At 63.3% G+C, this 23,331-nt stretch carries 25 protein-coding genes and 1 pseudogene; 14 read left to right on the top strand and 12 right to left on the bottom strand.

Annotated features, from left to right (window positions below; genetic code table 11):
- Nucleotides 1-79 (bottom strand): annotated as a pseudogene (locus AC1DT3_RS02200) (ATP-dependent protease subunit HslV); the annotation flags it as partial.
- A gap of 198 nt (nt 80-277) precedes the next feature.
- On the opposite strand from AC1DT3_RS02200, the gene hisB reads away from it, so the two are divergent.
- From hisB to hisF, 5 genes are all read left to right on the top strand, one after another.
- Entirely contained in the window at nt 278-865 is a 588-nt protein-coding gene (gene hisB, locus AC1DT3_RS02195) for an imidazoleglycerol-phosphate dehydratase HisB (RefSeq protein WP_477463599.1), read from the top strand.
- A gap of 147 nt (nt 866-1,012) precedes the next feature.
- Complete coding sequence (locus AC1DT3_RS02190; protein ID WP_477463598.1) at nt 1,013-1,495, top strand: DUF2628 domain-containing protein; 483 nt, start codon at nt 1,013-1,015, stop codon at nt 1,493-1,495.
- The gene (gene hisH, locus AC1DT3_RS02185; protein ID WP_477463597.1) at nt 1,492-2,142 is read left to right on the top strand and encodes an imidazole glycerol phosphate synthase subunit HisH; all 651 of its coding nucleotides are present in this window, start codon (nt 1,492-1,494) and stop codon (nt 2,140-2,142) included. Before AC1DT3_RS02190 ends, hisH begins: the two co-directional genes overlap by 4 nt.
- Nucleotides 2,130-2,882 (top strand): 1-(5-phosphoribosyl)-5-[(5-phosphoribosylamino)methylideneamino]imidazole-4-carboxamide isomerase, encoded by a 753-nt coding sequence (gene hisA / locus AC1DT3_RS02180; RefSeq protein ID WP_477463596.1) that lies wholly within the window; start codon nt 2,130-2,132, stop codon nt 2,880-2,882. The genes hisH and hisA overlap by 13 nt, the downstream gene beginning before the upstream one ends.
- On the top strand, nt 2,882-3,664 hold the full coding sequence (gene hisF / locus AC1DT3_RS02175) for an imidazole glycerol phosphate synthase subunit HisF (protein ID WP_477463595.1): 783 nt from the start codon (nt 2,882-2,884) through the stop codon (nt 3,662-3,664). Before hisA ends, hisF begins: the two co-directional genes overlap by 1 nt.
- A gap of 114 nt (nt 3,665-3,778) precedes the next feature.
- Here the strand turns inward: hisF and AC1DT3_RS02170 are convergent, their stop codons facing one another.
- Nucleotides 3,779-4,114, bottom strand: coding sequence for a hypothetical protein (locus tag AC1DT3_RS02170; protein ID WP_477463594.1), 336 nt, complete (start codon nt 4,112-4,114; stop codon nt 3,779-3,781).
- 318 nt (nt 4,115-4,432) lie between these two features.
- Between AC1DT3_RS02170 and AC1DT3_RS02165 the strand changes: the two genes are divergently transcribed.
- Both AC1DT3_RS02165 and coaA read left to right on the top strand, forming a co-directional pair.
- A complete protein-coding gene (locus tag AC1DT3_RS02165) occupies nt 4,433-4,753 on the top strand; it encodes a phosphoribosyl-ATP diphosphatase (RefSeq protein ID WP_477463593.1) in 321 nt (106 codons plus the stop codon).
- 17 nt (nt 4,754-4,770) lie between these two features.
- Nucleotides 4,771-5,748: a type I pantothenate kinase gene (coaA, locus tag AC1DT3_RS02160; protein ID WP_477463592.1), complete on the top strand. Its 978-nt coding sequence runs from the start codon at nt 4,771-4,773 to the stop codon at nt 5,746-5,748.
- A gap of 60 nt (nt 5,749-5,808) precedes the next feature.
- Here the strand turns inward: coaA and AC1DT3_RS02155 are convergent, their stop codons facing one another.
- Nucleotides 5,809-7,830, bottom strand: a complete 2,022-nt coding sequence (locus tag AC1DT3_RS02155) for a M10 family metallopeptidase C-terminal domain-containing protein (protein ID WP_477463591.1) — start codon at nt 7,828-7,830, stop codon at nt 5,809-5,811.
- A 330-nt stretch (nt 7,831-8,160) separates the two neighbouring features.
- Nucleotides 8,161-8,649, bottom strand: a complete 489-nt coding sequence (locus tag AC1DT3_RS02150; RefSeq protein WP_477463590.1) for a YybH family protein — start codon at nt 8,647-8,649, stop codon at nt 8,161-8,163.
- A gap of 357 nt (nt 8,650-9,006) precedes the next feature.
- On the opposite strand from AC1DT3_RS02150, the gene typA reads away from it, so the two are divergent.
- On the top strand, nt 9,007-10,836 hold the full coding sequence (gene typA / locus AC1DT3_RS02145; RefSeq protein ID WP_477463589.1) for a translational GTPase TypA: 1,830 nt from the start codon (nt 9,007-9,009) through the stop codon (nt 10,834-10,836).
- A 244-nt stretch (nt 10,837-11,080) separates the two neighbouring features.
- Here typA and AC1DT3_RS02140 read toward each other — a convergent pair whose 3' ends face one another.
- Nucleotides 11,081-11,389 carry a hypothetical protein gene (locus AC1DT3_RS02140; protein ID WP_477463588.1) on the bottom strand — a complete coding sequence of 103 codons (309 nt, stop codon included), beginning with the start codon at nt 11,387-11,389 and terminating at the stop codon, nt 11,081-11,083.
- A gap of 408 nt (nt 11,390-11,797) precedes the next feature.
- On the opposite strand from AC1DT3_RS02140, the gene AC1DT3_RS02135 reads away from it, so the two are divergent.
- A complete protein-coding gene (locus AC1DT3_RS02135) occupies nt 11,798-12,592 on the top strand; it encodes a DUF3800 domain-containing protein (RefSeq protein ID WP_477463587.1) in 795 nt (264 codons plus the stop codon).
- Between the two features lie 257 nt (nt 12,593-12,849).
- On the opposite strand, the gene AC1DT3_RS02130 is transcribed toward AC1DT3_RS02135, so the two are convergent.
- The 7 genes from AC1DT3_RS02130 to ubiE all read right to left on the bottom strand — a co-directional run bounded on the left by AC1DT3_RS02130 (nt 12,850) and on the right by ubiE (nt 19,310).
- Nucleotides 12,850-13,527: a glutathione S-transferase family protein gene (locus tag AC1DT3_RS02130; RefSeq protein WP_477463586.1), complete on the bottom strand. Its 678-nt coding sequence runs from the start codon at nt 13,525-13,527 to the stop codon at nt 12,850-12,852.
- Nucleotides 13,528-13,713: 186 nt separating this feature from the next.
- The gene (gene cysK, locus AC1DT3_RS02125) at nt 13,714-14,673 is read right to left on the bottom strand and encodes a cysteine synthase A (protein WP_477463585.1); all 960 of its coding nucleotides are present in this window, start codon (nt 14,671-14,673) and stop codon (nt 13,714-13,716) included.
- A gap of 76 nt (nt 14,674-14,749) precedes the next feature.
- Nucleotides 14,750-15,199, bottom strand: a complete 450-nt coding sequence (locus AC1DT3_RS02120; protein ID WP_477463583.1) for an RrF2 family transcriptional regulator — start codon at nt 15,197-15,199, stop codon at nt 14,750-14,752.
- Complete coding sequence (dut, locus tag AC1DT3_RS02115) at nt 15,196-15,663, bottom strand: dUTP diphosphatase (protein WP_477463582.1); 468 nt, start codon at nt 15,661-15,663, stop codon at nt 15,196-15,198. The genes AC1DT3_RS02120 and dut overlap by 4 nt, the downstream gene beginning before the upstream one ends.
- On the bottom strand, nt 15,660-16,871 hold the full coding sequence (gene coaBC, locus AC1DT3_RS02110; protein ID WP_477463581.1) for a bifunctional phosphopantothenoylcysteine decarboxylase/phosphopantothenate--cysteine ligase CoaBC: 1,212 nt from the start codon (nt 16,869-16,871) through the stop codon (nt 15,660-15,662). Before coaBC ends, dut begins: the two co-directional genes overlap by 4 nt.
- 2 nt (nt 16,872-16,873) lie before the next feature.
- Entirely contained in the window at nt 16,874-18,445 is a 1,572-nt protein-coding gene (gene ubiB, locus AC1DT3_RS02105) for a 2-polyprenylphenol 6-hydroxylase (RefSeq protein WP_477463580.1), read from the bottom strand.
- Between the two features lies 1 nt (nt 18,446).
- Nucleotides 18,447-19,310 carry a bifunctional demethylmenaquinone methyltransferase/2-methoxy-6-polyprenyl-1,4-benzoquinol methylase UbiE gene (gene ubiE / locus AC1DT3_RS02100; protein WP_477463579.1) on the bottom strand — a complete coding sequence of 288 codons (864 nt, stop codon included), beginning with the start codon at nt 19,308-19,310 and terminating at the stop codon, nt 18,447-18,449.
- A gap of 137 nt (nt 19,311-19,447) precedes the next feature.
- Between ubiE and mutM the strand changes: the two genes are divergently transcribed.
- From mutM to rpsT, 5 genes are all read left to right on the top strand, one after another.
- Nucleotides 19,448-20,329, top strand: coding sequence for a bifunctional DNA-formamidopyrimidine glycosylase/DNA-(apurinic or apyrimidinic site) lyase (gene mutM / locus AC1DT3_RS02095; RefSeq protein ID WP_477463578.1), 882 nt, complete (start codon nt 19,448-19,450; stop codon nt 20,327-20,329).
- Nucleotides 20,330-20,439: 110 nt separating this feature from the next.
- Nucleotides 20,440-21,258: a DUF2189 domain-containing protein gene (locus AC1DT3_RS02090; protein ID WP_477463577.1), complete on the top strand. Its 819-nt coding sequence runs from the start codon at nt 20,440-20,442 to the stop codon at nt 21,256-21,258.
- Between the two features lie 88 nt (nt 21,259-21,346).
- On the top strand, nt 21,347-22,120 hold the full coding sequence (locus AC1DT3_RS02085) for an enoyl-CoA hydratase (protein ID WP_477463576.1): 774 nt from the start codon (nt 21,347-21,349) through the stop codon (nt 22,118-22,120).
- Nucleotides 22,121-22,139: 19 nt separating this feature from the next.
- Nucleotides 22,140-22,931 carry a TSUP family transporter gene (locus AC1DT3_RS02080; RefSeq protein ID WP_477463575.1) on the top strand — a complete coding sequence of 264 codons (792 nt, stop codon included), beginning with the start codon at nt 22,140-22,142 and terminating at the stop codon, nt 22,929-22,931.
- A gap of 166 nt (nt 22,932-23,097) precedes the next feature.
- Nucleotides 23,098-23,331 (top strand): 30S ribosomal protein S20 (rpsT, locus tag AC1DT3_RS02075; RefSeq protein WP_477463574.1); only part of this gene is annotated, 234 nt, incomplete at its 3' end.

Raw genomic sequence — 23,331 nt, 5'->3', positions numbered from 1 at the left:
GCCCAAGGCTGACCTGGTCGTCGCCGCCGATGACGACGCGGTCGCCCTTCCGCACCATCAGGATGGTCGTGGCGTGCATCGAGGGGAGGGCGTTGTCTGACACGGGAAATGAACTCCGAAGGGCGAGGAAAAGCGGCACGGGAGGGAACCAGTTCCCCGTGACTTAAGCATCGTGAGCGCAAAAGCAACGCGGGTGGCATTTCTTCGCGCAGCTTGTTAGAACGCCCCGTCTCAACCGGCGACCCTCTCGCCGGATCATGCTCTAAAGGATGAAAGAATGCGCGCCGCGAGCGTCAGCCGTCGCACCGCCGAGACCGATGTCGCCGTGTCGATTGCCCTTGATGGCACCGGCAAGGCCGAAATCGCGACCGGGGTCGGTTTCCTGGATCACATGCTCGACCTGTTTGCCCGCCACGGTCTCTTCGATTTGACCGTGAAGGTGACAGGCGATCTCCACGTGGACCAGCACCATACGACGGAAGACACCGGCATCGCCCTCGGCCAGGCCATTCTGAAGGCGCTCGGCGACAAAAAGGGCATCACGCGCTACGCCGATCTCCACCTGCCCATGGACGAGACGCTGTCGCGGATCGCCCTCGACATTTCGGGGCGGCCCTTCCTGGTGTTCCGCACCAGCTTCCCGACGGAAAAAATCGGCGTGTTCGACACCGAACTCGTGCGTGAGTTTTTTCAGGCCTTCGCCATGAATGCGGGGATTACGCTCCACGTGGAGACCCTCTACGGCGACAACAGCCACCATATCGCGGAAAGCTGCTTCAAGGGTCTGGCACGGGCCTTGCGTCAGGCAGTGTCGGTGGACCCACGGGAAGAAGGGCGCGTTCCCTCCACCAAGGGAACGCTCTAGACCGCGACCGCCTTCGATCGCATCGGTCGAAGACCGCGCGGTCGATCGGATCTCGAAACCGATCCTCTTTCGGCTATTTGGAATTGGGCGACCTTGTCGGCGGACGAAAGATCCAAAGGCGACAGGCGCTCGAGGAGCGAGACGGCCATGACGACCTATACTTTGCACGTGCCCCGCGATGCGCGGCCGGGCGACCCGACGGGCCTCGACCGGGCGCAGTTGGTGAAGGACGGCTTCGCCTGGGGCGCGTTCTTCTTTTCCGTTCTGTGGTTCTTCTTCCATCGGCTCTGGCTCGCCGGCTCGGCGATCCTCATCGTCGAGATTGCTTTCGGCGCCGCTATCGGCCTTCTGAACGTGCATCCGGCAGCCGCATCGGCGGCGCATCTCCTGCTGGCGTTTCTGATCGGACTCGAGGCCAACAGCCTGCGGCGCTGGACGCTCGCGCGGCGCGGCCTTCCCGCGGTCGACGTCGTCACCGCGAGCAGCCAAAGCGAGGCGGAAACGAAATTGTTCACCCGATGGCTCGACCGGCAACCGCAACCCGGGCGACAACCCCCCGCGGCGCCTGCGATGCCAGCCCGAAGCGAGCCGGTGATCGGTCTCTTTCCCGATGCGGAGAACAGCCGGTGAGCGTAGCAATCGTCGATTACGGGTCGGGCAACCTGCATTCCGCAGCCAAGGCGTTCGAGCGCGCCGCGCGGGAATCGGGCTCGTCCGACACCATCACAGTCACTTCGGACCCGGAGGCCGTCGCAAAGGCCGACCGGATCGTGCTGCCGGGCGTCGGCGCATTCGCCGATTGCCGGCGCGGTCTCGATGCGGTCCCGGGCATGGTGGACGCCCTCAATCGGGTGGTGCGGGAAAAGGGCCATCCGTTTCTCGGCATCTGCGTCGGCATGCAGCTGATGGCGACGCGGGGTCTCGAACACGAGACGTCCCAGGGGCTCGACTGGATCCCCGGCGACGTGAAGGCGATCGTGCCGAGCGATCCGCACCTCAAGATCCCCCATATGGGCTGGAACACCCTCGACATCCGCCACGCTCACCCGGTGCTCGGCGGCATCGAGACGGGTTCGGAAGGGTTGCATGCCTATTTCGTCCATTCCTATGCGCTTGCCCCGGCGGAATCCCGCGACGTGGTCGCCACAGCCTCCTATGGGGGAGCGGTGACGGCGATGATTGCCCGCGACAATCTCGTCGGCACCCAGTTCCACCCTGAAAAGAGCCAGGCCCTCGGCCTCAAACTCATTGCCAACTTCTTGAGGTGGCGCCCGTGATCCTGTTTCCCGCCATCGACCTCAAAGAGGGCCGCTGTGTCCGCCTCATCCAGGGCGACATGGAGCAGGCGACGATCTTCAACGACGATCCGGCCGCCCAGGGAGCCGCCTTCGAGGCGCAGGGCTTCGAGTGGCTGCACGTGGTCGACCTCGACGGCGCCTTCGCCGGCAAGCCGATGAACGCGGCGGCGGTCGAGCGCATCCTCGGCCGGATCAAGATCCCGGTGCAGCTCGGYGGCGGCATTCGCGACATGAAGACGGTCGAGGGGTGGCTCGCCAAAGGCGTCGCCCGCGTGATCATCGGGACCGCCGCGGTGCGCGACCCGGCCTTCGTGCGCGAGGCGGCCCGGCTGCATCCCGGCAAGGTCGCCGTGGGCATCGACGCCAAGGACGGTCGTGTCGCCGTCGAGGGCTGGGCGCAGACCTCCACGCTCACCGCCGAAGAGCTCGGCCGTCGTTTCGAGGATGCCGGCGTCTCCGCGATCATCTACACGGACATCGCCCGCGACGGCATTCTGAAGGGCCTCAACATTCCGATGACGCTGGCGCTCGCCCGCGCGGTGTCGATCCCGGTGATCGCGTCAGGGGGCCTCGCCTCCATGGCCGATATCGAGCGGCTGATCGAGCCCGATTGCGCCATTCTCGGCGGCGCCATCTCCGGCCGCGCGCTTTACGACGGCCGCATCGATCCCGACCAGGCCCTCGCCTTGCTGCGCTCGGTGCGGCGGGAGACCGCGTGATGCTCAAGGTTCGCCTCATTCCCTGCCTCGACGTCAAGGACGGTCGGGTCGTCAAAGGGGTTCAGTTCGTCGATCTCGTGGATGCGGGCGATCCCGTCGAGGCCGCCAAGGCCTAYGACGCCGCCGGCGCCGACGAGCTCTGCTTYCTYGACATYACCGCCAGCCACGAGGCCAGGGGCATCCTGCTCGACGTGGTGCAACGCACCGCCGAGGCCTGCTTCATKCCGCTCACCGTSGGMGGCGGCGTGCGCACGGTGGAGGACATCCGCAAGCTTCTGCTCGCCGGCGCGGACAAGGTCTCGATCAACACCGCCGCCGTGAACAACCCCGAATTCGTCCGCGCGGCCGCCGAAAAGTTCGGCAATCAATGCATCGTCGTCGCCATCGACGCCAAGAAGGTCTCGGCCGAGGGCGAACCGCCGCGTTGGGAGATCTTCACCCATGGCGGCCGCACCGCCACCGGGATCGACGCAATCGCCTTCGCCAAGCAAGTGGCGGCACTCGGCGCCGGCGAATTGCTGGTCACGTCCATGGACAGGGACGGCACCAAGGGCGGTTACGACCTTCCCCTCGTCCAGGCCATCGCCGATGCGGTGTCGGTGCCCGTGATCGCCTCCGGYGGCGTCGGCACCCTCGACCATCTCGTGGCCGGCGTTCGGGACGGACATGCGAGCGCGGTCCTTGCCGCCTCGATCTTCCATTTCGGCACCCACACCATCGGCGAGGCCAAGGAGCACATGGCGAAAGCCGGGCTCAAGATGCGGCTGGATCGGCCGGCTTGAGAGCCGGGCTCGCCCCGGAATGACGGCGAGGGGTTGGCAATCTCCCACCCATGTCATGGCCGGGCCCGTCCCGGCCACCTCGATCGGAAGAGCGCCGCGCCCTCCAAATCGGGGTCACCGGGACGAGCCCGGCGATGACACGGGCGCAGCCGAACCTACATCGTCGCCCTCGGCGATAGGGAGAACGCGCAGCGGCTCGGCCAAGCGCGCGTCCTCGACCCGCGCGTCCTTGAACCGCGCCTCCCGCCACGACGCCACCGGCCGCGCATCCCGCGCGTCGACGGACGCAGCACGCCGCGCCAGCCGGATCTCGACGATCCCGCGCATCAAAACCCACGCGACGCCGAACACCGTCAACGCGCTCATGACGATCATGAGCGCCTGGATCGGCTCGGAYGCTRTYTGAAACTTGGACAACGCATCGGCGACGATGCTGTAMGGCTGGTCCATCCCACACTCCCCAAGTTGAGTGACCACCAGCGCTGCTGGTGGTCGGGGAGTTTAGAAACCGCCGAAAGACGGCCGCGATGACCTTTAGGCTTTCGCCCTGGACATGCGCCATCGCCTCCCCGGCCGTAAGGCGAGGGAGACATCGTCGCGGCCGATGTCAGCCGCTTTCGGAGAGGTTCTAACGCCCCGGAACCAGGTACGCCCGGTTCTAGGCGAGTGGTATCATGCGGGGAGGATGTGGGGCAAATGGACCTCGCCCTTTGCCGCCGAACTGTTTAAGAGGGGCCGACGAATGAAGATCGAGCCGAAGATCGAGCGATGACCGCCTTCACCCTCTCCGACCTTGCCGCCATCGTCGCCGCGCGGGCCGCCGCTCCGGCGAGCGAGTCCTATACGGCCAAGCTTTTGGCCGACGGACCGGCGCGGGCGGCGAAAAAATTCGGCGAAGAGGCGGTGGAGGCGGTGATCGCGGCTGTGGCACAGGATCGCGCCAATCTGACGGCCGAGGCGGCGGACGTGCTCTATCATCTCATGGTCGTGTTGCAAGGCGCCGAAATTCCCTTAAGTGACGTGATGGCCGAGTTGGAGCGCCGCACGGTGCAATCCGGGCTCGCCGAGAAGGCCGCACGGAACCAGTAATTCCGGAAAGGGATCCGATGGACCAGCGCTTCATGCCGGTATCCTTGCCCGAGGACGATCATCTCTCGCCCTATCGGCACTTTTCGCGCGAGGAATGGGCCCAGTTGCGTGCCGACACGCCCCTGACCCTGACGGCGCAGGAGGTCTTGCGTCTGCAATCCCTCAACGATCCGATATCGCTCGACGAAGTCGCGACAATCTACCTGCCGTTGTCGCGCCTGCTGTCGCTCTACGTCGCGGCGACGCAGGGGTTGTTCAAGGCGACCCAGCGCTTTCTATTGGCCGAGAACGACGTCAAGGTTCCCTACATCATCGGCGTCGCCGGATCGGTGGCGGTCGGCAAATCGACCACGGCCCGCGTCCTCAACGCGCTTCTCGCCCGCTGGCCGAACACCCCCAAGGTCGATCTCGTCACCACGGACGGGTTTCTCCTGCCCAACGCCGAATTGACGCGTCTCGGGCTGATGGAGCGCAAGGGCTTTCCGGAGAGCTACGACACGGGCGCGCTCCTGCGCTTTCTCGCCGACATCAAGGCGGGCAAGCGCAATGTCCGCGCGCCGGTTTATTCCCACCTCGTCTACGACGTGATGCCGGAAGCGGAGACCATCGTCGACCGCCCCGATATTCTCATCGTCGAGGGGCTGAACGTGCTGCAACCGGCGCGCATGCCCCGGGACGGCACGGCCATTCCCTTCGTGTCCGATTACTTCGATTTCTCGGTCTATATCGACGCGGACGAGAACGATCTCCACCGCTGGTACGTGAACCGCTTTCTGCGCCTGCGCGATACGGCGTTCCGCGATCCGTTGTCCTATTTCCGGCGCTATGCGGAAATCTCGGAGGAAGAAGCGATCGGTGTCGCGGAAGGCTTGTGGACCCGGATCAATCTTCTGAACTTGAACGAAAACATCATCCCGACGCGCCAGCGCGCGAGCCTGATTCTCAAAAAGGGCGCCAGCCACCGCATCGAGGCGGTGTCCCTTCGGCGCCTGTGAGGACAGCAAATTCAAGACGGGCGAACCCGCCTTGAATGGTGGTCTCGACGAACAGAGACGTCAGATCACGAAGAAGTCCTTGTACGTCATGGCGAGGCCCTTCTTCAGGGTTGCGATTTCGACGGCCTGACCGGCGCGCGAACCGTCCGCGTCGTAGTACAGAACGCCGGTCTTCTTGTTGTAGAACAGGTAGTCGTTCGCATCCTTCGCCGCGTCGCCCACGGTGAAGAAGCTCTTGGACAGCTTCCCCGGTTTGTCGAGCGAGCCCTTGCCGAGTTTCTTGAACACCGCGTTGTCCAGATAGATCGTATCGTCCTTCACGACGAAGTCGGTGATCTTGTCGAGATTGGTCCTCTTGTTCGGCTTGGTGTCGAAGACGAAAACGTCCTTGCCGCTGCCGCCGGCGAGCGTGTCCTTGCCCGTACCGCCGAAGATGATGTCGTTGCCGAGCCCGGCCGAGACGTTGTCGTTCCCCTGCGCCCCGTAGATGGCATTGTTGAACTGATCACCGGCGAGCCGGTCGGCGGCCGAACCGCCCGAAAGCGTGTCGTTGAGCGACGTGTTGCGGAAGGCTTGCCCCTCGGCGAGGGCGACGAGATAGGGCACGGACCACGTGGTCGCTCCTTCCGTCACCGTCGCGAGGGCCGCCTTGGTGCCGCTTGCCGCGTAGGTGTGGGTGAAGCTGGCGCTGCCGTTCGTCGGGACCAAAGTGTCGGTCGTGCCGTCACCCCAGGCGATCTTGGCGGACGACGCGTTGCCGGTGCCGAAACGCAGTTCGACGTAGCGACCTTCGCGGATGGCGGCGGCATTTGCCATCATCACGGTATCGACCCGAAAGATGTCGACCGACGCATTTCCATCCGCGTCGACGAGATTGTTGGCTGAGCTGTCGAACACGACATAGCGCCCGTCGGGACTGATCGATGCGATCCCGCTGTCCCCGTCCGAGGCACTCCCATCCTTCGCGGGAGAAAGGCGCATCACGGCGCCCGTCTGCAGATCCTTGCGGTAGATGTCATAGCGTCCCTCGGTGCCGCCGGCCGCCAAATTGCCCGCAGCGCTGGTGAACACGAGGTAGCGTCCATCTGCGCTGAGCTCAGCCCCGAAGCTGTCGCCCATGGCTTCGCTGCCATCGGAGGTCGTGGAGACGCGAATGATCTGGTCGGTCAGCAGATCCTTGCGGAAGATGTCCCGGACGCCATTGGTGTCGCCCGCGACGAGGCTGCTGGAATTGCTTTCGAACAGAACATAACGCCCGTCGGGACTGAACTGGGCCTTGGCGCTCTTGCCCAGACCCTGGATGCCGTCGGAATCTGTCGACACGCGCGTGATCTCGTCGGTCTGCAGATCCTTGAGGAAGATATCGCGGGTGCCGTTGGTGTCGTCAGCGACCAGATTGTTGGCATCGCTCTCGAACAGAACATAGCGTCCGTCGGCGCTGACCTGGGCGTAGTAGCTGTTGCCGCCGTTCGCCTGCTGATTGTCGGCATCGGTCGAGACGCGGACGACGTCTCCCGTCAGCAGGTTCTTGCGGAAAATATCTTCCTTGCCGTTCGTGTCGCCTGCGACGAGATCGCTCGCCAGACTGTGGAACACGACATAGCGCCCATCGGCGCTGAGCTGGGCAAAGAGACCCTCGCCTTGCGACCCCGCGCCATTGTCGGTGTCGACTCGCGTGAGCGCGCCCGTGAACAGGTCCTTGCGAAAGAGGTCCCGATTGTCGTTGTCGTCACCCGCCACGAGATTATCGGCGTAGCTCTCGAACAGGACGTAACGCCCATCCGCGCTGATCTGAGGGTTGAAGCTGCTGCCGTTGCTCTCATTTTCCGTCGACCCGGCCGACAGTCGCGTGATTTCGCCGGTGTGCAGGTCCTTGCGGAAAATGTCCCCGTCGCCGTTCGTGTCGCCCGTCACCAGGTTGCTGGCGAAGCTTTGGAACACGACGTAGCGCCCATCGGCGCTGACCTGAGCGCTGCTGCTGATATGGTTGGCGTCGCCCCCGTTGGCCGGCCGCGAGGCCAGGGTCGTGATGGAAGAGGGCGTCAGTCGCTCGAAGTGTTGGAGGGTCAAAGTCAACGTCATTCGGGTCACCGGAGCATGATTGCAAAGTGACGACGAATATGCGCGGCCGTGAATGCTCGCCCCCATGCGAACACCTAGGATTGCCGAACTTCGAAATTCCCCTTCAGCGTGCAATTTCACCGCAAGGTTGGAAACCCTTGCTTTTCCTTGTTTGTCGCCGAGGGGCGTGGCCCCTGGTGACGTACCGCGAGGTGCGCCATGACACCTCCGCTGTCACCGGGCTTGTCCCGGTGACCTCGAATGCGACGAGCGCCGAGCCTTTCCAATCGAGGTGGCCGGGACGAGCCCGGCCATGACGGAGCGGAGTTGGAGCCGGAATTATTGTGGCCCCTAGGGTTTCGTCGGCGTGGGGATTTGCACCTCGTGCGGGGTCGGGCCGCCGCCGTCGACGACATATTTCCAGCTGCCGTCGGGCTGCTTTTTCCAGATGCTGACATAGACCCCATGGGTCTTGATCGCGCCGTTCTCACGCACCTTGTAGCGACCGAACGTGTAGCCGAGGTCCTGGCTCTGGGCGATGTCCGCCTTGAGGGGCTCCCAGCTCAACGCCGAGCCTTCGACTTTGGAGAACACGGCGACGAGATCCGTTCGGCCGAGAACCGGGGGGTTACCCGGCATGATCAGCGTCGGGTCATCGGCGGCAAAGGCGATGAAAGCTTTGCCGACGCCCTCTTTCTGGGCCATGTCGTTGAAGGCGCGGTCGACATCCATCAATTGCTGGGCGGGCATGGTTTGTCCTCTCGTGGAGCCGGAGGAAACGGTAAAGGCGACGGCGGCCAGCAAAAAGAGCGCCGGTTTCGTCGAGTTGATCGCCCGCATGAATCGTCCTCCTGTATGGGAGGGGCGACGTTATAACCGCCTTCCGCTCATTGCCAAGCCTGAGATTCTCGGGGTTTTTGCCGTAAATCCGGTCGCGGAGCGCGGCGAATAGGCATCCGCCCTATTGCCGCCAAACCCGCATCACTATATTGCATCGCAACGATTTCCCACTTCCGGTCTCGAATGAGTGCGCCTCGTGCATGATCCGCCGAAGTGGAAACGGTTCGGCGACAAGATCATGCACTTCGACAAGCTGGAGCGTGATTGGGCGCAGAATCGGTATCCACTTTTGCCGATCACGCTCTATCGCGCCCCCGCAGCCGGACGTTTTTGCTTTGAAAGCCTCGAAAGACTCCTATGAAGCTGCGCAACATCGCCATCATCGCCCACGTCGACCATGGCAAGACGACCCTTGTCGATAAGCTCCTCTCGCAATCGGGAAGCTTCCGCGAGAACCAGCGCGTGGAAGAGCGCGCCATGGATTCGAACGATCTCGAAAAGGAGCGCGGCATCACGATCCTGGCCAAGGCGACCTCGGTCGTCTGGAAGGACACCCGCGTCAACATCGTCGACACCCCGGGCCACGCCGATTTCGGCGGTGAGGTCGAGCGCATCCTGAGCATGGTCGACGGCGCCATCGTTCTCGTGGACGCCGCCGAGGGTCCGATGCCGCAGACCAAGTTCGTGGTCTCCAAGGCGCTCAAGATCGGCCTTCGCCCGATCGTCGCGATCAACAAGGTCGACCGTCCCGATGCCCGCTCGCAGGAAGTGATCAACGAGGTCTTCGACCTGTTCGCGGCGCTGGACGCGACGGACGAGCAGCTCGATTTCCCGATCCTCTACGGTTCGGGCCGTAATGGCTGGATGGCGCTGACGCCGGAAGGCCCGAGCGATCAGGGCCTGGCGCCGCTGTTCGATCTCGTGCTCGATCACGTGCCGCCGGCGAAGACCGAAGAGGGTCCGTTCCGCATGCTCGGCACGCTCCTCGAAGCCAACCCGTTCCTCGGGCGCATCGTCACCGGGCGCATCAGCTCCGGCAGCGTGAAGCCGAACCAGTCGATCAAGGTTCTCGATCGCGAGGGCAAGCTGGTCGAAACCGGCCGCGTGTCCAAGATCCTCGCCTTCCGCGGTCTCGAGCGTCAGCCGATCGAAGTCGGTGAAGCGGGCGACATCGTCTCCATCGCCGGCCTGGAAAAGGGTTCGGTCGCCGATACCTTCTGCGCGCCGGAAAACGACATTCCGATCCAGGCGCAGYCGATCGATCCGCCGACCGTCACCATGTCCTTCATCGTCAACGATTCGCCGCTTGCCGGCACCGAAGGCGACAAGGTCACGAGCCGCATGATCCGCGACCGCCTGTTCAAGGAAGGCGAAGGCAACGTCACGCTCAAGATCGAAGAAGCCGCCGACAAGGATTCCTTCTACGTCTCGGGACGCGGCGAATTGCAGCTCGCGATTCTGATCGAGACCATGCGCCGCGAAGGCTTCGAGCTCGCCGTGTCGCGTCCGCGCGTGGTGTTCACGAAGAACGAGACCACCGGCGAATTGCTCGAGCCGATCGAGGAAGTCGTGATCGACGTGGACGAGGAATATTCCGGCGTCGTGGTGCAGAAGATGTCGGAACGCCGCGCCGACATGGTCGAGATGCGCCCGTCCGGCGGCAACCGCCAACGCCTCGTGTTCTACGCTCCCACCCGTGGCCTGATCGGCTATCAGGGCGAGTTGATGACCGACACCCGCGGCACCGCGATCATGAACCGCCTGTTCCACGCCTACGAGCCTTACAAGGGCGAGATCGCCGGCCGTCGCAACGGCGTCCTGATCTCCAACGATTCGGGCGAAGCTGTCGCTTACGCGCTGTGGAATCTGGAAGATCGCGGCCCGATGATGATCGAGCCGGGCTGGAAGGTCTATCAGGGCATGATCGTCGGCGAGCACAACCGCGAGAATGATCTCGAAGTGAACGTGCTCAAGGGCAAGAAGCTCACCAACATCCGCACGACCTCGAAGGACGAAGCGGTGCGCCTGACGCCGCCGATCCGCATGACGCTGGAAAAGTCGCTGGCGTGGATCCAGGACGACGAATTGGTGGAAGTGACGCCGAAGTCGATCCGCATCCGCAAGTCGATTCTGGACCCGAACGACCGCAAGCGTGCGGAACGTTCGAAGGAAGCGCTGAGCGCGTAACAGCCGCTCACCGACACCACGAAAAGGAAAGCCGCTCCTGCATCAGGGGCGGCTTTTTCGTTGCGCTACGCAACCTCGTTCTTGAACGGCGATGAAGCTGCACCCCGCCTCATCCTCATCCGGAAAAACAATGAAGCCGTCAATCACACAGCCCATCCTGAGGAGCGACGATAGTCGCGTCTCGAAGGACGAGGCGTCTCCAGCGATCTCTGGACGATCCTTCGAGACGCCGCTTCGCGGCTCCTCAGGATGAGGGCGATGTTTTCACCCTGTCGTCGAATGTGCTTTGACTGGAAACACCGCGCGGCAGCAATCGTTCTTCCGCATGCAACCGATGCATCGATTCACTCCGCGCATTCGAGAATATCGGTGGCGCGATAGCGGGCTTGCGATCGTGGAAGGCGTCGACGAGTGCCAGCATCACGCGCGTGATACCGAGGATTGCTGTGATGACAACCGCGGTCAGTCCTGCGACGCAAAGTGCTTGGACACTCAAGGGCCACGTGTGAAACTTCGATAGAATATCGGCGATGACGGAATACTGAGGTTCCATGGTTCTCCCCGTATGAATGACCACCAGGGCTCCTGGTGGTCGGGGAGTGGTAAGACCGCCTCAAGACGGCCGTACTGCCCTTTAGATTTACATCCTGGACATACGACAGCACCTCCCCGACCATAACGGAAGGGAAGGCATCGTTGCGGCCGATGCCGACCGCTTGAGGAAGGGCTTACCAGGCCCCGGAGCCGATCTTCAGCTCTGACGACGACTAGCACCTAATATCGCTTGTCGGTCAATGCCCGTTCTATTGGCAACGCGGGATGCTTCAGGATGATGGCGTTGTTTTCACCCCGTCGTCGAATGCAAAAGTGCGGAGCAAATGCCGGGGCACACAAATCGAAAGTAGAAAGCTGACAATTGAGCCTTGCAGCAGTCGGCATAGTTCAGCAATAAATTGCAGTCATGACGCACAGCTATCTGGCTTTCATTGATGAATCGGGTGACGATGGTCTTGAGAAATTCCGTCAGCCAGGTGGGCGAGGTGGCTCTTCGAGTTGGTTGATACTGTCAGCGTGTCTATTTCGGCAGGTGCATAATCTCGACGCGGTTGCTTGGCGGGACGAAATTTCTGGAAGGATGCCGGAGAAGAGAAGCCGGTCCCTTCATTTTGCTGAAATGAATCACAATCAGAAGGTCGTCGCAGTCCAAGCAATCGCCACGAAGCCGCTTAGAGCGCTGAGTGTGTTGGCTGCCAAGCGACCCATTCCGACGGGTATCTATACCGACAAGAACCAACTCTATTTCTATATGACGCGATATCTGATCGAGCGCTTGTCGTGGCTGTGTCGCGATCTTCGGCCGCGAGTCCCCGAGGGCGATGGCCGAGTGGCAATCACGTTCTCGCGTCGCGGCGGAATGTCCTACGATGCCTTCCGCGATTATCTAAATCGCCTAAAAGCGTCAAACGATCAGGATGTGAAAATACACTGGCCTGTGATCGACATCGACAGCGTGGTTGCCAAAGACCACTCCACTAGCGCCAGCCTTCAATTGGCCGACGCAATAGCCTCTTCGTTTGCTGCCGCCGTGGAGCCGAATGCGTACGGCAATTGCGAACTGCGGTATGCGGAAATTCTCAAGCCCATCACCTATCAACGAATGGGCAATTTCCTCAGCTATGGCGTGAAGGTGGTGCCGAAGCCGGACGACTGCGAACTCAGTGATGAGCAGAAGCGTCTGATAGAGTTGTTCAAATGAAGTCGGCAGCCCCCCGGCCCATGATTGCGATTTCTCGCCTGCAATCTTGCGAATGCTCTGGGTAGTTCCGGCGCATGGCTGCCTACTGGAATAATAGGGATCGAGACGAAAAAGTCAAGATGAATCAATTGCTTGAGCTGATCCAATTTAAGCCGTTGGATTGATTCCGCTTTTAGGCATGTCTCACGAACGAGCCTATCTTTCGAAGGATAGTGCAAGAGGCATTTCGAGCAGGCGCTTTGTTTGCGGCGTGACCCTTAGTTAGCAAGATCCTGCATGAAGGGCGGCAGGGTGCGGCCCTCGGAAATCAAGAACGCTGCCATCGGCCTGACCACGGCCGCGATGGCCGGACGTTGCGACATGCGCTCGCGCCATTGCTGCAGCTTCGGCGTCGCGTCGGTCATGCCGGCGCCCATGCGCGCGCCGAACAGCTGCGCCATGTAGAATGCGATGTCGGCGTAGGAATAGGACCCGGCGAGATAGGCGCGGTCGCCGAGGATCGTTTCCATCTCGTCGTAGAAGCGTGCCGATGCATCCCGCGCGGCGATCGCGGCAGGATCCTGCGGTGTGTCTTGCAGCGACATCAAGCGGACGATCGGCGGGAAATAGACCTCGTCGGATTTGTGTTCGAGAAGACGCGCGCGCGCCCGCTCGCGAATGTCCGCGGGCCAGAGCGCCGGCGTCGGTTCGAGGTCCTCGAAATATTCGAAGATCTGTGTCGAATCGAAGATCTCGACGCCATCATGCACGAGCACCGGGACCTGTCGCTTCGGGTTGATGCGCACGATCTCCGGGTGCTTGGGCTCGTACAGACGCTGCATATGGAACGGCACCATGACGAGGTCGACGTCGATCCCCTTTTCGAGCGCGGCGATCTGCGCCTTTGCGCCGAACATGCTCAAGGGGCCGGAATAGAGGCGTATGGGGGATGTCATGGAACGCGTCCGCCGTTGATGCCGATCAATGCGCTTTCATCGCTCAGACGAGAGGTTAGAGCAAGAAGGTGAGACGGACGGTTCTCTCGTCATTCCGTGGCGAGCAAAGCGTGACCCGGGAATGACGTGCGCGGACAACGAAAAAGGCGGCCCGAAGGCCGCCTTCGTATCAGCATTCATAAAAACTCAGATGCCTTCGAACAGGGCGCTCGAAATGTAGCGCTCGGCGAAGGACGGCGCGACGGTGACGATGCGCTTGCCCTTGAACTCCGGACGTGCCGCGATTTCGAGCGCGGCGGCGACGTTGGCGCCGGTCGAGATACCGCCCGGAATGCCTTCGAGTTTCGAGAGCTTGCGCGCGATGTCGAACGCGGTCTGGTTGCCGACCGTGACCACTTCGTCGATCACGGAGCGGTCGAGGACCTCTGGAATGAAGCCGGCGCCGATGCCCTGGATCTTGTGCGGGCCGGGCTGGCCGCCGGACAGAACCGGCGAGTCCTCGGGCTCGACGGCGATGATCTTCAAGTTCGGCAGACGCGGCTTGAGCACTTGGCCGACACCGGTGATCGTGCCGCCGGTGCCGACGCCCGCCACAAAGGCGTCGAGCTTGCCGTCCGTATCGTTCCAGATCTCTTCCGCCGTCGTCAGGCGATGGATTTCGGGGTTGGCCGGGTTGCGGAATTGCTGCGGCATGACGGAATTGGGGATCTCTTTGATGAGCTCCTCCGCCTTGGCGACCGCGCCCTTCATGCCGAGCGGGCCCGGCGTCAGTTCGAGCTCGGCGCCCAGGAAGGCCAGCATCTTGCGGCGTTCGATCGACATCGTCTCGGGCATGACGAGGATGAGCCTGTACCCGCGCGCCGCCGCGACGAAGGCGAGGGCGATACCGGTGTTGCCCGACGTCGGCTCGACCAGGGTCGTGCCCGGCTTGATCACACCTTCGGCCTCGAGCGCGTCGATCATGTTGACGCCGATACGGTCCTTGACGCTGGCGATCGGGTTGAAAAATTCGAGCTTCACCAGGATCTCGGCATCGATGCCGCGCTCCTGAGGCAGGCGCTTCAGGCGCACCAGCGGCGTGTCGCCGATCGTTTCCGTAATCGACCCGTAGATGCGTCCGCGACCGGGCTTGGCATGATCAGCCATGAGATCCTCCATACGTCATGAGACGGATATTTATTCCTTTTTCCATTCCATGTCGAGAATTGGAAAAAATCACATTTCAAATCGTAAAATCGATCGCAGCATCGGTCTCGACCGCGCCTTCGGCCTTGGCCCGGTGGCACAATTCCTCGACCGTCACCTCATCCAACGACGCGAGGAAAGCTTTGGTTGCCGTCTCGACGACGGGGGTGATCACGGCGTCGACCAGGCGCGATTCCGGAATCGGCGCAGCGCCCTCCTCTTCCGCGACCGCCATCACGACCCTGACGATGTCACCGGCGGTAATGCGTCGGCGCTCGCGAGCGAGTTCGTAACCGCCTCGGGGCCCGCGCAAGCCCTTCAGGATCCCCTGGCGCACGAGCGCCTGGAGGATCGGCTCCATGTGCCGCGGGGGGAGGTTGTGGCGCGCGGCGAGCGCCTTCGCGGAAACCGGCATCGGGCGCGCATGGAGCGCAATATCGGTGACGGCGGCGATGGCGAGGAGCGAGCGGCGGGACAGAAAGATCATGACTGCGCTTCCCGGATAAGACCCGTCGAGCCGAACCCGCCCTCTCCCCGACGGGTTTCGTCGGTCGATTCGACCTCGACGAGCGTCGCATGRGACACCGGCGCGACGATCAGCTGAGCGATCCGCGTGCCACGGGCGACGGCGAAGTCTTCCTGCCCGAGATTGACCAGCAACACCTGAACTTCGCCGCGATAATCCGCATCGATGGTGCCCGGCGCGTTGAGGACGGTGATCCCGTGTTTCAGGGCAAGGCCGGAGCGCGGTCGCACCTGCGCCTCGAAGCCCGGTTCGAGCTGAATCACGAGGCCGGTGGGCACCAGCGCGCGCTGGAATGGCGCGAGAACGATGGGCGTACCATCGCCGTTGGCGGCGATCAGGTCGAGACCGGCCGCCAGGTCGCTCTCGTAACGGGGCAGCGGCAAGCCCTCGCCGTGAGGCAATCGCCGGACCCGCAACGTCGTCATGATTGTGCGCTCTCGATGATCGTGCCCAGCCGCTCGACGAGCCGGCGGGCGACCGCGTCCTTCGACAATGTCGGCCAGGTCTCGACGCCTGACGAGGACACCAGATGAACCGTGTTGTTGTCGCCGCCCATGACGCCCGATGTCGTCGAAACGTCATTGGCGACGATGAGATCGCACCCTTTGCGCGCGAGCTTTTCGCGAGCGTTGTCGATCACCTGCTCCGTCTCGGCCGCAAAGCCGACGACAAGCTCCGGGCGCTGGGTCTTGCTGTGCGCGATGGTGGACAGGATGTCGGGGTTTTCCGTGAGGGACAGCGCCGGCGGCGCGTCGCCTTTCTTCTTGATCTTCTGATGCGATTCCGCCTCCGCGCGCCAATCCGCCACGGCCGCCGTGAACACCGCGACCGTGGCCGGAAGCGCCTCCTTGACCGCGGCGAGCATGTCGCGGGCGCTCTCCACACGCACGACGGTGACGCCGAACGGATCGGGCAGGATCACCGGGCCGGCAATGAGCGTGACCTTGGCGCCCGCGTCAGCGGCGGCGCGGGCGATTGCATAACCCTGTTTGCCCGACGAGCGATTGGCGATGTAGCGCACGGGATCGATCGGCTCGTGCGTCGGCCCGGCGGTGATCAGAACGTGATGGCCGGCAAGCGCCGTTCGCGGCGCGAGAACGCCTTCCACCGCATCGGCGATCTCGATCGGCTCGGCCATGCGGCCGGGACCGAATTCCGCTTCCGCCATGGCGCCGTCGTTGGGGCCGATCGTGCGCACGCCGTCGGCTTTCAGAATCGCCAGATTGCGCTTTGTCGCCTTGTGCTCCCACATGCGCACGTTCATGGCCGGCGCGATCAGGATCGGCAATGTCGTCGCGAGTAGGACGGTCGATGCGAGATCGTCCGCATGGCCGCCCGCCATCTTCGCCATCAGGTTCGCCGTTGCCGGCGCGACGACGATGAGGTCCGCGTCGCGCGCGAGGCGAATGTGGCCGATATCGGCTTCGTCCTCACGATCGAACAGGTGGGTGTGCGCCCGCTGTCCGGAAATCGATGCGGCGGCGAGCGGCGTGATGAATTCCTGCGCACCGCTGGTGAGGATGCAGCGCACGGACGCGCCGCGCTCGCGCAGGCGGCGAATGAGATCGAGAGATTTGTAGGCGGCGATTCCGCCGCCGATGACCAGGAGAACCCGTTTGCCGGACAGTTTCATGATCAGAGCACTCCGAACACGAGGATCAGCAAAAGAACGACCACGCACCACAGAGCCACGTTGCCCCAGCGATTGCCGCGCGCCTCGGCGCGCCCGATCGCTGCGATGGTGTCGGCGTCGAGGGAAATCCCCTTCGTCGTGATCGTATCGACGCGGTCGAGAATGCGTTGCGCCTTTTGCGCCATCGTCGGCAGGTCGGCGGYGATGTGCGCGAGCGAGCGTACGCCGCGCCCGGCTTCCTCGATACGACCGAGCGGGCCGAAATGTCGCTCGATCCACTCACGGACGACGGGATCGGCGGTGCCCCACATATCGAGCTTCGGATCGAGATTGCGCGCCACGCCTTCGACCACCACCATCGTCTTTTGCAACATGACGAGTTCGGTGCGCGTCGCCATGTCGAAGAGGGACGTGATTTCGAACAACAGCGTCAGCAGTTTCGCCATCGAGATCTCGTCGGCGCGGCGATCGTGGATCGGCTCGCCGATGGCGCGCAGGGCCTGGGCGAAATCCTCCACCGAATGGTGCGGCGGTACGTAGCCCGCCTCGAAATGCACCTCCGCCACGCGGCGATAATCGCGGCGGATGAAACCGAGAAGAATTTCAGCGAGGAACAACCGTTCCTTCATGCCGAGCCGGCCCATGATGCCGAAATCGACCGCGACGAGCCGCCCCGCGGAATCGATGAACAGATTGCCCGGATGCATGTCCGCGTGGAAAAAACCGTCGCGGATCGCATGGCGCAGGAAGGATTGGATGAGCGTGCGTGCGAGCGCCACCCGGTCGAACCCGGCCGCCTCGATGGCGGCGAGATCGTTGAGGCGGATGCCGTCGATCCACGTCGTGGTGAGAACGTCCCGCGCGGTCAGGTCCCATTCCGGTTTAGGCACCCGGAAATCGTTGTCGTCCTTCGTGTTCTCGGCGAGTTCCGACACGGCGGCGGCTTCGAGCCGCAGATCCATCTCGACGGCGACGGAGCGGGCGAGAGTCTCGACGACTTCTTGTGCTTTGAGGCGTCGAGCATCCGGCAGAAAGCGTTCGATGATCTTGGCGGCCGCGCGCATGGCCTGGAGATCGCGCGAAAAACCTTCGCGCACGCCGGGACGGACGACTTTGACCGCGACGATCTCCTCGCCTTCGGGTGTCGCGATCCGTGCCTTGTGTACCTGGGCGATGGAGGCGGCGGCGAGCGGCTCGCTGAAATCCAGGAAAAGCACGTCGAGGCGCCTGCCGAGTGCCGCTTCCACCACCTTCACCGCCTGCTCGCGCGGGAAGGGAGGCATACGATCCTGCAATTGCTCCAGATCGAGGGCCGCAGCGGCGCCGACGATGTCGGGACGGGTCGCCAGGAACTGGCCGAATTTCACGTAGGATGGACCGAGCCGGGTCAAGGCGGCCGAGAGGCGCGCCGCGCCGTCGCCCGCTCCGCGCCGCTCGATGATGCGCGCGAACCGCAAGGCGACGCGGGCCGATGGCGGCAACACGTTCGGATCGATCAGAGAAAGGGCGCCCTCGCGCGCCAGAATGAGGCCGGCACGCAGGTTGCGGGCGAGGTGGACGGTGCTGCCGATCACGTCAGATCTTCCAGCCGGAATGGATTGCGACGACGCCTGCCGTCAGCGCTCGGTGCGTCACGCGCTTGAAGCCGGCATCCTCGATCATCCGCGAAAACGCCGCCGGGGTCGGGAAACGCCGGATGGACTCGACCAGATACTGATAGGATTCGGAATCGCCCGTCACCATTTGCCCGAGCTTCGGAATGACGTTGAAGGAATAGGTCTCGTAAATGGTGTCGAGACCCGGCACGTCCACCTTCGAGAATTCCAGGCACAGGAAGCGCCCGCCAGGCTTGAGCACCCGATGGGCCTCTTTGAGCGCCAGATCGATGCGCGGCACGTTCCGGATGCCGAACGCGATGGTGTAGGCATCGAAGCTCTTGTCCGGGAGCGGCAGGCTCTCCGCGTTCGCCTCGATGAAATCCATGCGGCCCGCATAGCGTTCGCCGGCGCGCTCGCGGCCGACATTGAGCATGTCGCCGTTGATGTCCAGCACGCTCACATGGGTCTTCGGACCGCCTGCATCGAGAATGCGGAACGCCACGTCTCCCGTGCCGCCGGCCACGTCGAGGTGGCGGAAGGGGCGCTCGCGGGGCGGGCGGAGCATCGTGACGAGGATGTTCTTCCACAGGCGGTGCAATCCGGCCGACATGAGATCGTTCATGACGTCGTAGCGGCTCGCCACCGAGTGGAACACCTCGTTGACCCGTCCCTGTTTCTCTTCGAGTCGGACGGTCTCAAATCCGAAATGGGTGTTCTGGTCCGTMATTCGTCCCACCTGTCCAACTGCGCTGAAGCCATGTCGTGCGAGAACGGCCCGGCGCGATCCGGCATCATATCCTGGGCATGATGCCGAAAACCGCGTCGCACTTTTCGGCATCATGCCCTCGGTCCCGATAATTTGTCCCGAAATGGTCCAAATTCATGAAACGGGATCGTTTCCAATCGTCTTGGCCGATCCATAGCGGAAGCGTGACCGAATGGCTATGTGAAGGAGGGGTCGAGCAAGAGAGATGGTTGATGCCGGAGCTGCCTGAAGTCGAAACCGTCCGCCGTGGCCTGGAGCCAGCCATGGTCGGCGCCCGCTTCGCCAAAGTGGTCCAGAACCGCCCGGATCTCCGCTTTCCCTTCCCCGACCGTTTCGCCGAACGGCTCACGGGCAAGACCGTCACGTCGTTGGGCCGGCGGGCCAAATACCTCCTGGCGGACCTGTCCTCCGGCGAAGTGCTGGTGATGCATCTCGGCATGTCCGGCCGGTTTCTGGTCACGAAGGACGGAGCGACCCGCGAACCGGGGAGCTTTTACCATGAGCCCGGTCGGGAGAGCCCCCACGACCACGTGGTCTTCACCCTCTCGAACGGGACGATGGTCACCTACAACGACACCCGCCGCTTCGGCTTCATGGATCTCGTCCCGCGCGCAGAGATCGAAAGCTGCCGCCATTTCGCGCAAATGGGCATCGAACCTCTCGGCAACGAACTCTCGGGCGAAACCATTGCGCGCCTCTTCGCCAACAGACGCACGCCCCTGAAAGCCGCCCTCCTCGACCAGAGCCTGATCGCCGGGCTCGGCAATATCTATGTCTGCGAGGCGCTTTACCGCGCCGGTCTGCACCCGGAGACGGCGGCCGGCCGGCTTGCGACCAAGACGGGCAAGCCGACTGTGAAAGCCCATCGGCTCGCCGAAATCATCCGCGACGTCCTCAACGAGGCGGTCGAGGCGGGTGGCTCGACCCTGCGCGATCATGCCCAGGTCGACGGCACGCTGGGCTATTTCCAGCACCGCTTCCGAGTCTACGACAGGGAAGGAGAAGCTTGCGTCACGCCGCGGTGCACAGGAACCGTGACCCGCCTCGTGCAATCGGGACGCTCCACGTTCTATTGCCCGAAGTGCCAGAGGTGAGCTCGAGCGTGGAACGGCACGCCCCCGGTCGCTGTTGTTATTGAGCAGGCTGCGAAACTATCCGCGCCCCGTTCGTGCAATGCCGAATCTTCGTTCAGGAGCCCTTTGCCATGGTGAAGATCCACGTTGTTTCCGGTCATGGGGTTTCCGAACGGGAGATGTCCGATCCGGACGCGTCGGCGGCGCTGCCGGTTCGCAAGATCGATGTCTCCGATCTCAAGGACGCACTTCGCAAAGGGTTTGACGATTTCTGGGCGATGCCGACGCATGTGGTGTTCCTGGTCATCTTCTACCCGATCATCGGCCTGTTCCTGGCGAGGATCGCCTTCGGGTACAATCTGTTTCCCCTTCTCTTTCCGGTCGTCTCGGGCTTTGCCATTCTTGGCCCGATCGCCGCGCTCGGCCTCTATGAACTGAGCCGCCGCCGGGAGCGCGGAATGCCGGTCTCGGTCAAGAACGCAACCGATGTGCTGCAATCGCCCGCGATCCGCCCCATCGTCGAACTCGGCCTGCTGCTCGCCATCCTTTTCGTGGTTTGGGTCGCGGTGGCGCAGATGCTCTATCTGGTGCTGTTCGGTCGCCAGGGTTTCGACTCCATGGGCGCGTTCCTCTCGGCGGTGCTGACCACGAAGCAGGGTTGGGCACTCATCGTGGTGGGCAATGCGATCGGCCTCGCTTTCAGCATCGTGGCCTATTGTCTGAGCGTGATTTCCTTCCCTCTTCTGCTCGATAGGCATGTGGACGGGGAAACGGCGATCCGGACCTCGTTCCGGGCCGTTCGCGAAAATCCTCGCACCATGGCGATCTGGGCGCTCATCGTCGCGGCGGCCCTTTTCATTGGTTTCGTGCCGGCGATGGTGGGATTGGCGATCGTCCTGCCCGTTCTCGGCCACGCGACCTGGCATCTCTATCGCAAGATCGTCGTCTAGCGCCCGCGTCGGGCGCCTTTGCGAATTGTCACTTGCCGAGCCTCCCGCGCTCGCCTACCGGTAGCCTCGCTTTTGAGGAGGCGCGGCGATGGCTTACGAAACGATCCTTGTGGAGACCCGGGGTAGGGTTGGACTCATTACCCTCAACCGACCGCAGGCGCTCAACGCCCTCAACTCCACCATCGTCGCCGAACTGAATCTGGCGCTGGACGGCTTCGAGGCCGACGCTGGTATCGGCTGCGTGGTCGTCACCGGGTCGGAGAAGGCGTTCGCGGCCGGGGCCGATATCAAGGAGATGGGCAGCCTCTCGTTTCCGCAAACCTACCTCGAGGATTTCATCACCGCCTGGGACCGGGTGGCCAACCGGCGCAAGCCGATCATCGCCGCCGTGGCGGGGTTCGCCCTCGGCGGAGGTTGCGAGCTCGCCATGATGTGCGACTTCATCATCGCCGGCGACAACGCGAAATTCGGGCAGCCCGAGATCAAGCTCGGCGTGATGCCCGGGGCGGGCGGATCGCAGCGCCTCACGCGCGCGGTCGGCAAGGCCAAGGCCATGGACATGTGCCTGACCGGCCGCATGATGGACGCCGCCGAAGCGGAGCGCTCAGGCCTCGTCTCGCGCATCGTGCCGGTCGCCGATCTCGTCGCCGAGGCCATGAAGACCGCCGACACCATCGCCGCGATGTCGCTTCCCATCGCCATGATGACCAAGGAAAGCGTCAACCGGGCCTTTGAAACGACCTTGGCCGAAGGCGTCCGCTTCGAGCGACGCCTGTTCCATGCCATGTTCGCCACTGCCGATCAGAAAGAAGGCATGGCCGCCTTCGTCGAAAAGCGCCCACCCCAGTTCAAGAACAAGTAGGCCCGCGGCGACCGGACAGATGGGCGATTTCGGGTTCGATATGCTCGCGGCGCTGGCAGCAATCTCCCTGCTGGCCGGTTTTGTCGATTCGATCGCCGGCGGCGGCGGGCTCTTGACCGTCCCGGCGCTGATTCTGGCGGGGCTGGATCCGGCCCAGGCGATCGCCACCAACAAGGTTCAGGGCTCGTTCGCGGCCGCCTCCGCAACCTATGCGTTCGGGCGCAAGGGCCTCATCGACTGGCGTTCGGCGGCGCCCCTGGCGGCGATCGCCTTCGTCAGCGGGATCGCCGGCGCCTTGAGCGTACGCTTCCTGCCGCGCGCGGTTCTCGACGTCTCGATCCCGGTTCTGTTGATCGGCATCGCCCTCTTCTTCGCCCTTTCCCCCAAAGTGCGCGACGCGGACGCGACCGCCCGCATGACCGCCTTGACCTTCGGTCTCACCGCTCCTGTCGCCATCGGGTTCTACGACGGCATTTTCGGACCCGGCGCCGGCTCCTTTTATATGCTCGCCTTCGTGATGCTGCTCGGGTACGGCGTCGTGCGCGCGACGGCTCATACCAAGCTCCTCAATCTGGCGAGCAATCTGGGGTCGCTGTCTCTCTTTGCCGCGACGGGCGCCGTGGTGTGGCCGATCGGCCTCGTCATGGCTGGTGCGTCCTTCATCGGCGCGCAGATCGGCTCACGGCTGGCCATGCGGCTCGGGTCCCGCCTGATCCGGCCGCTCCTGGTCGTCGTTTCGGGTCTGATGGCCCTTCGCCTCCTGCTCGACCCCGCCAATCCGTGGCGACTGGCGCTGAGGGCGCTTTTTTGACGCTGAAAGGCATGCCGGCGTTGACGATTGCCTCTCCTTGAGTCTATAAGCCGCCACACATGAGCCCGCGTCCGTCGCGGGCTCTCCAGTTTCCACATCACCGATCATCGCCGGGACATGAGTTCACAGGCGCGACGCATCGGAATTTGAAAGACGAGGACAGGCCATGGCCAACACCGTGTCGGCCAAGAAAATGACCCGCAAGATCGCGAAGCGCACCGCGGTCAACCGTTCGCGCCGCAGCCGTATGCGGACCTTCGTCCGCAAGGTCGAGGAAGCGATTGCCGCCGGAAACCAGAGCGATGCTCTGGCCGCTCTGCGCGCTGCCGAGCCCGAGATGATGCGTGCCGCCCAGCGTGGCCTTGTTCATAAGAACAATGCATCGCGCAAGGTCTCGCGT

The sequence above is a fragment of the Microvirga sp. P4_G7 genome (genome assembly GCF_056401005.1).
This window is presented reverse-complemented; position numbering and strand designations above follow the sequence as displayed.

Excerpts from the sequence above, each read along its gene's own strand:
- hisB (WP_477463599.1), top strand. The coding sequence starts at position 278 with ATGCGCGCCGCGAGCGTCAGCCGTCGCACCGCCGAGACCGATGTCGCC.
- AC1DT3_RS02190 (WP_477463598.1), top strand. The coding sequence starts at position 1,013 with ATGACGACCTATACTTTGCACGTGCCCCGCGATGCGCGGCCGGGCGAC.
- AC1DT3_RS02165 (WP_477463593.1), top strand. The coding sequence starts at position 4,433 with ATGACCGCCTTCACCCTCTCCGACCTTGCCGCCATCGTCGCCGCGCGG.
- coaA (WP_477463592.1), top strand. The coding sequence starts at position 4,771 with ATGGACCAGCGCTTCATGCCGGTATCCTTGCCCGAGGACGATCATCTC.
- AC1DT3_RS02155 (WP_477463591.1), bottom strand. The coding sequence starts at position 7,830 with ATGACGTTGACTTTGACCCTCCAACACTTCGAGCGACTGACGCCCTCT.
- AC1DT3_RS02150 (WP_477463590.1), bottom strand. The coding sequence starts at position 8,649 with ATGCGGGCGATCAACTCGACGAAACCGGCGCTCTTTTTGCTGGCCGCC.
- AC1DT3_RS02140 (WP_477463588.1), bottom strand. The coding sequence starts at position 11,389 with ATGGAACCTCAGTATTCCGTCATCGCCGATATTCTATCGAAGTTTCAC.
- AC1DT3_RS02135 (WP_477463587.1), top strand. The coding sequence starts at position 11,798 with ATGACGCACAGCTATCTGGCTTTCATTGATGAATCGGGTGACGATGGT.
- AC1DT3_RS02130 (WP_477463586.1), bottom strand. The coding sequence starts at position 13,527 with ATGACATCCCCCATACGCCTCTATTCCGGCCCCTTGAGCATGTTCGGC.
- cysK (WP_477463585.1), bottom strand. The coding sequence starts at position 14,673 with ATGGCTGATCATGCCAAGCCCGGTCGCGGACGCATCTACGGGTCGATT.
- AC1DT3_RS02120 (WP_477463583.1), bottom strand. The coding sequence starts at position 15,199 with ATGATCTTTCTGTCCCGCCGCTCGCTCCTCGCCATCGCCGCCGTCACC.
- coaBC (WP_477463581.1), bottom strand. The coding sequence starts at position 16,871 with ATGAAACTGTCCGGCAAACGGGTTCTCCTGGTCATCGGCGGCGGAATC.
- mutM (WP_477463578.1), top strand. The coding sequence starts at position 19,448 with ATGCCGGAGCTGCCTGAAGTCGAAACCGTCCGCCGTGGCCTGGAGCCA.
- AC1DT3_RS02090 (WP_477463577.1), top strand. The coding sequence starts at position 20,440 with ATGGTGAAGATCCACGTTGTTTCCGGTCATGGGGTTTCCGAACGGGAG.
- AC1DT3_RS02085 (WP_477463576.1), top strand. The coding sequence starts at position 21,347 with ATGGCTTACGAAACGATCCTTGTGGAGACCCGGGGTAGGGTTGGACTC.
- AC1DT3_RS02080 (WP_477463575.1), top strand. The coding sequence starts at position 22,140 with ATGGGCGATTTCGGGTTCGATATGCTCGCGGCGCTGGCAGCAATCTCC.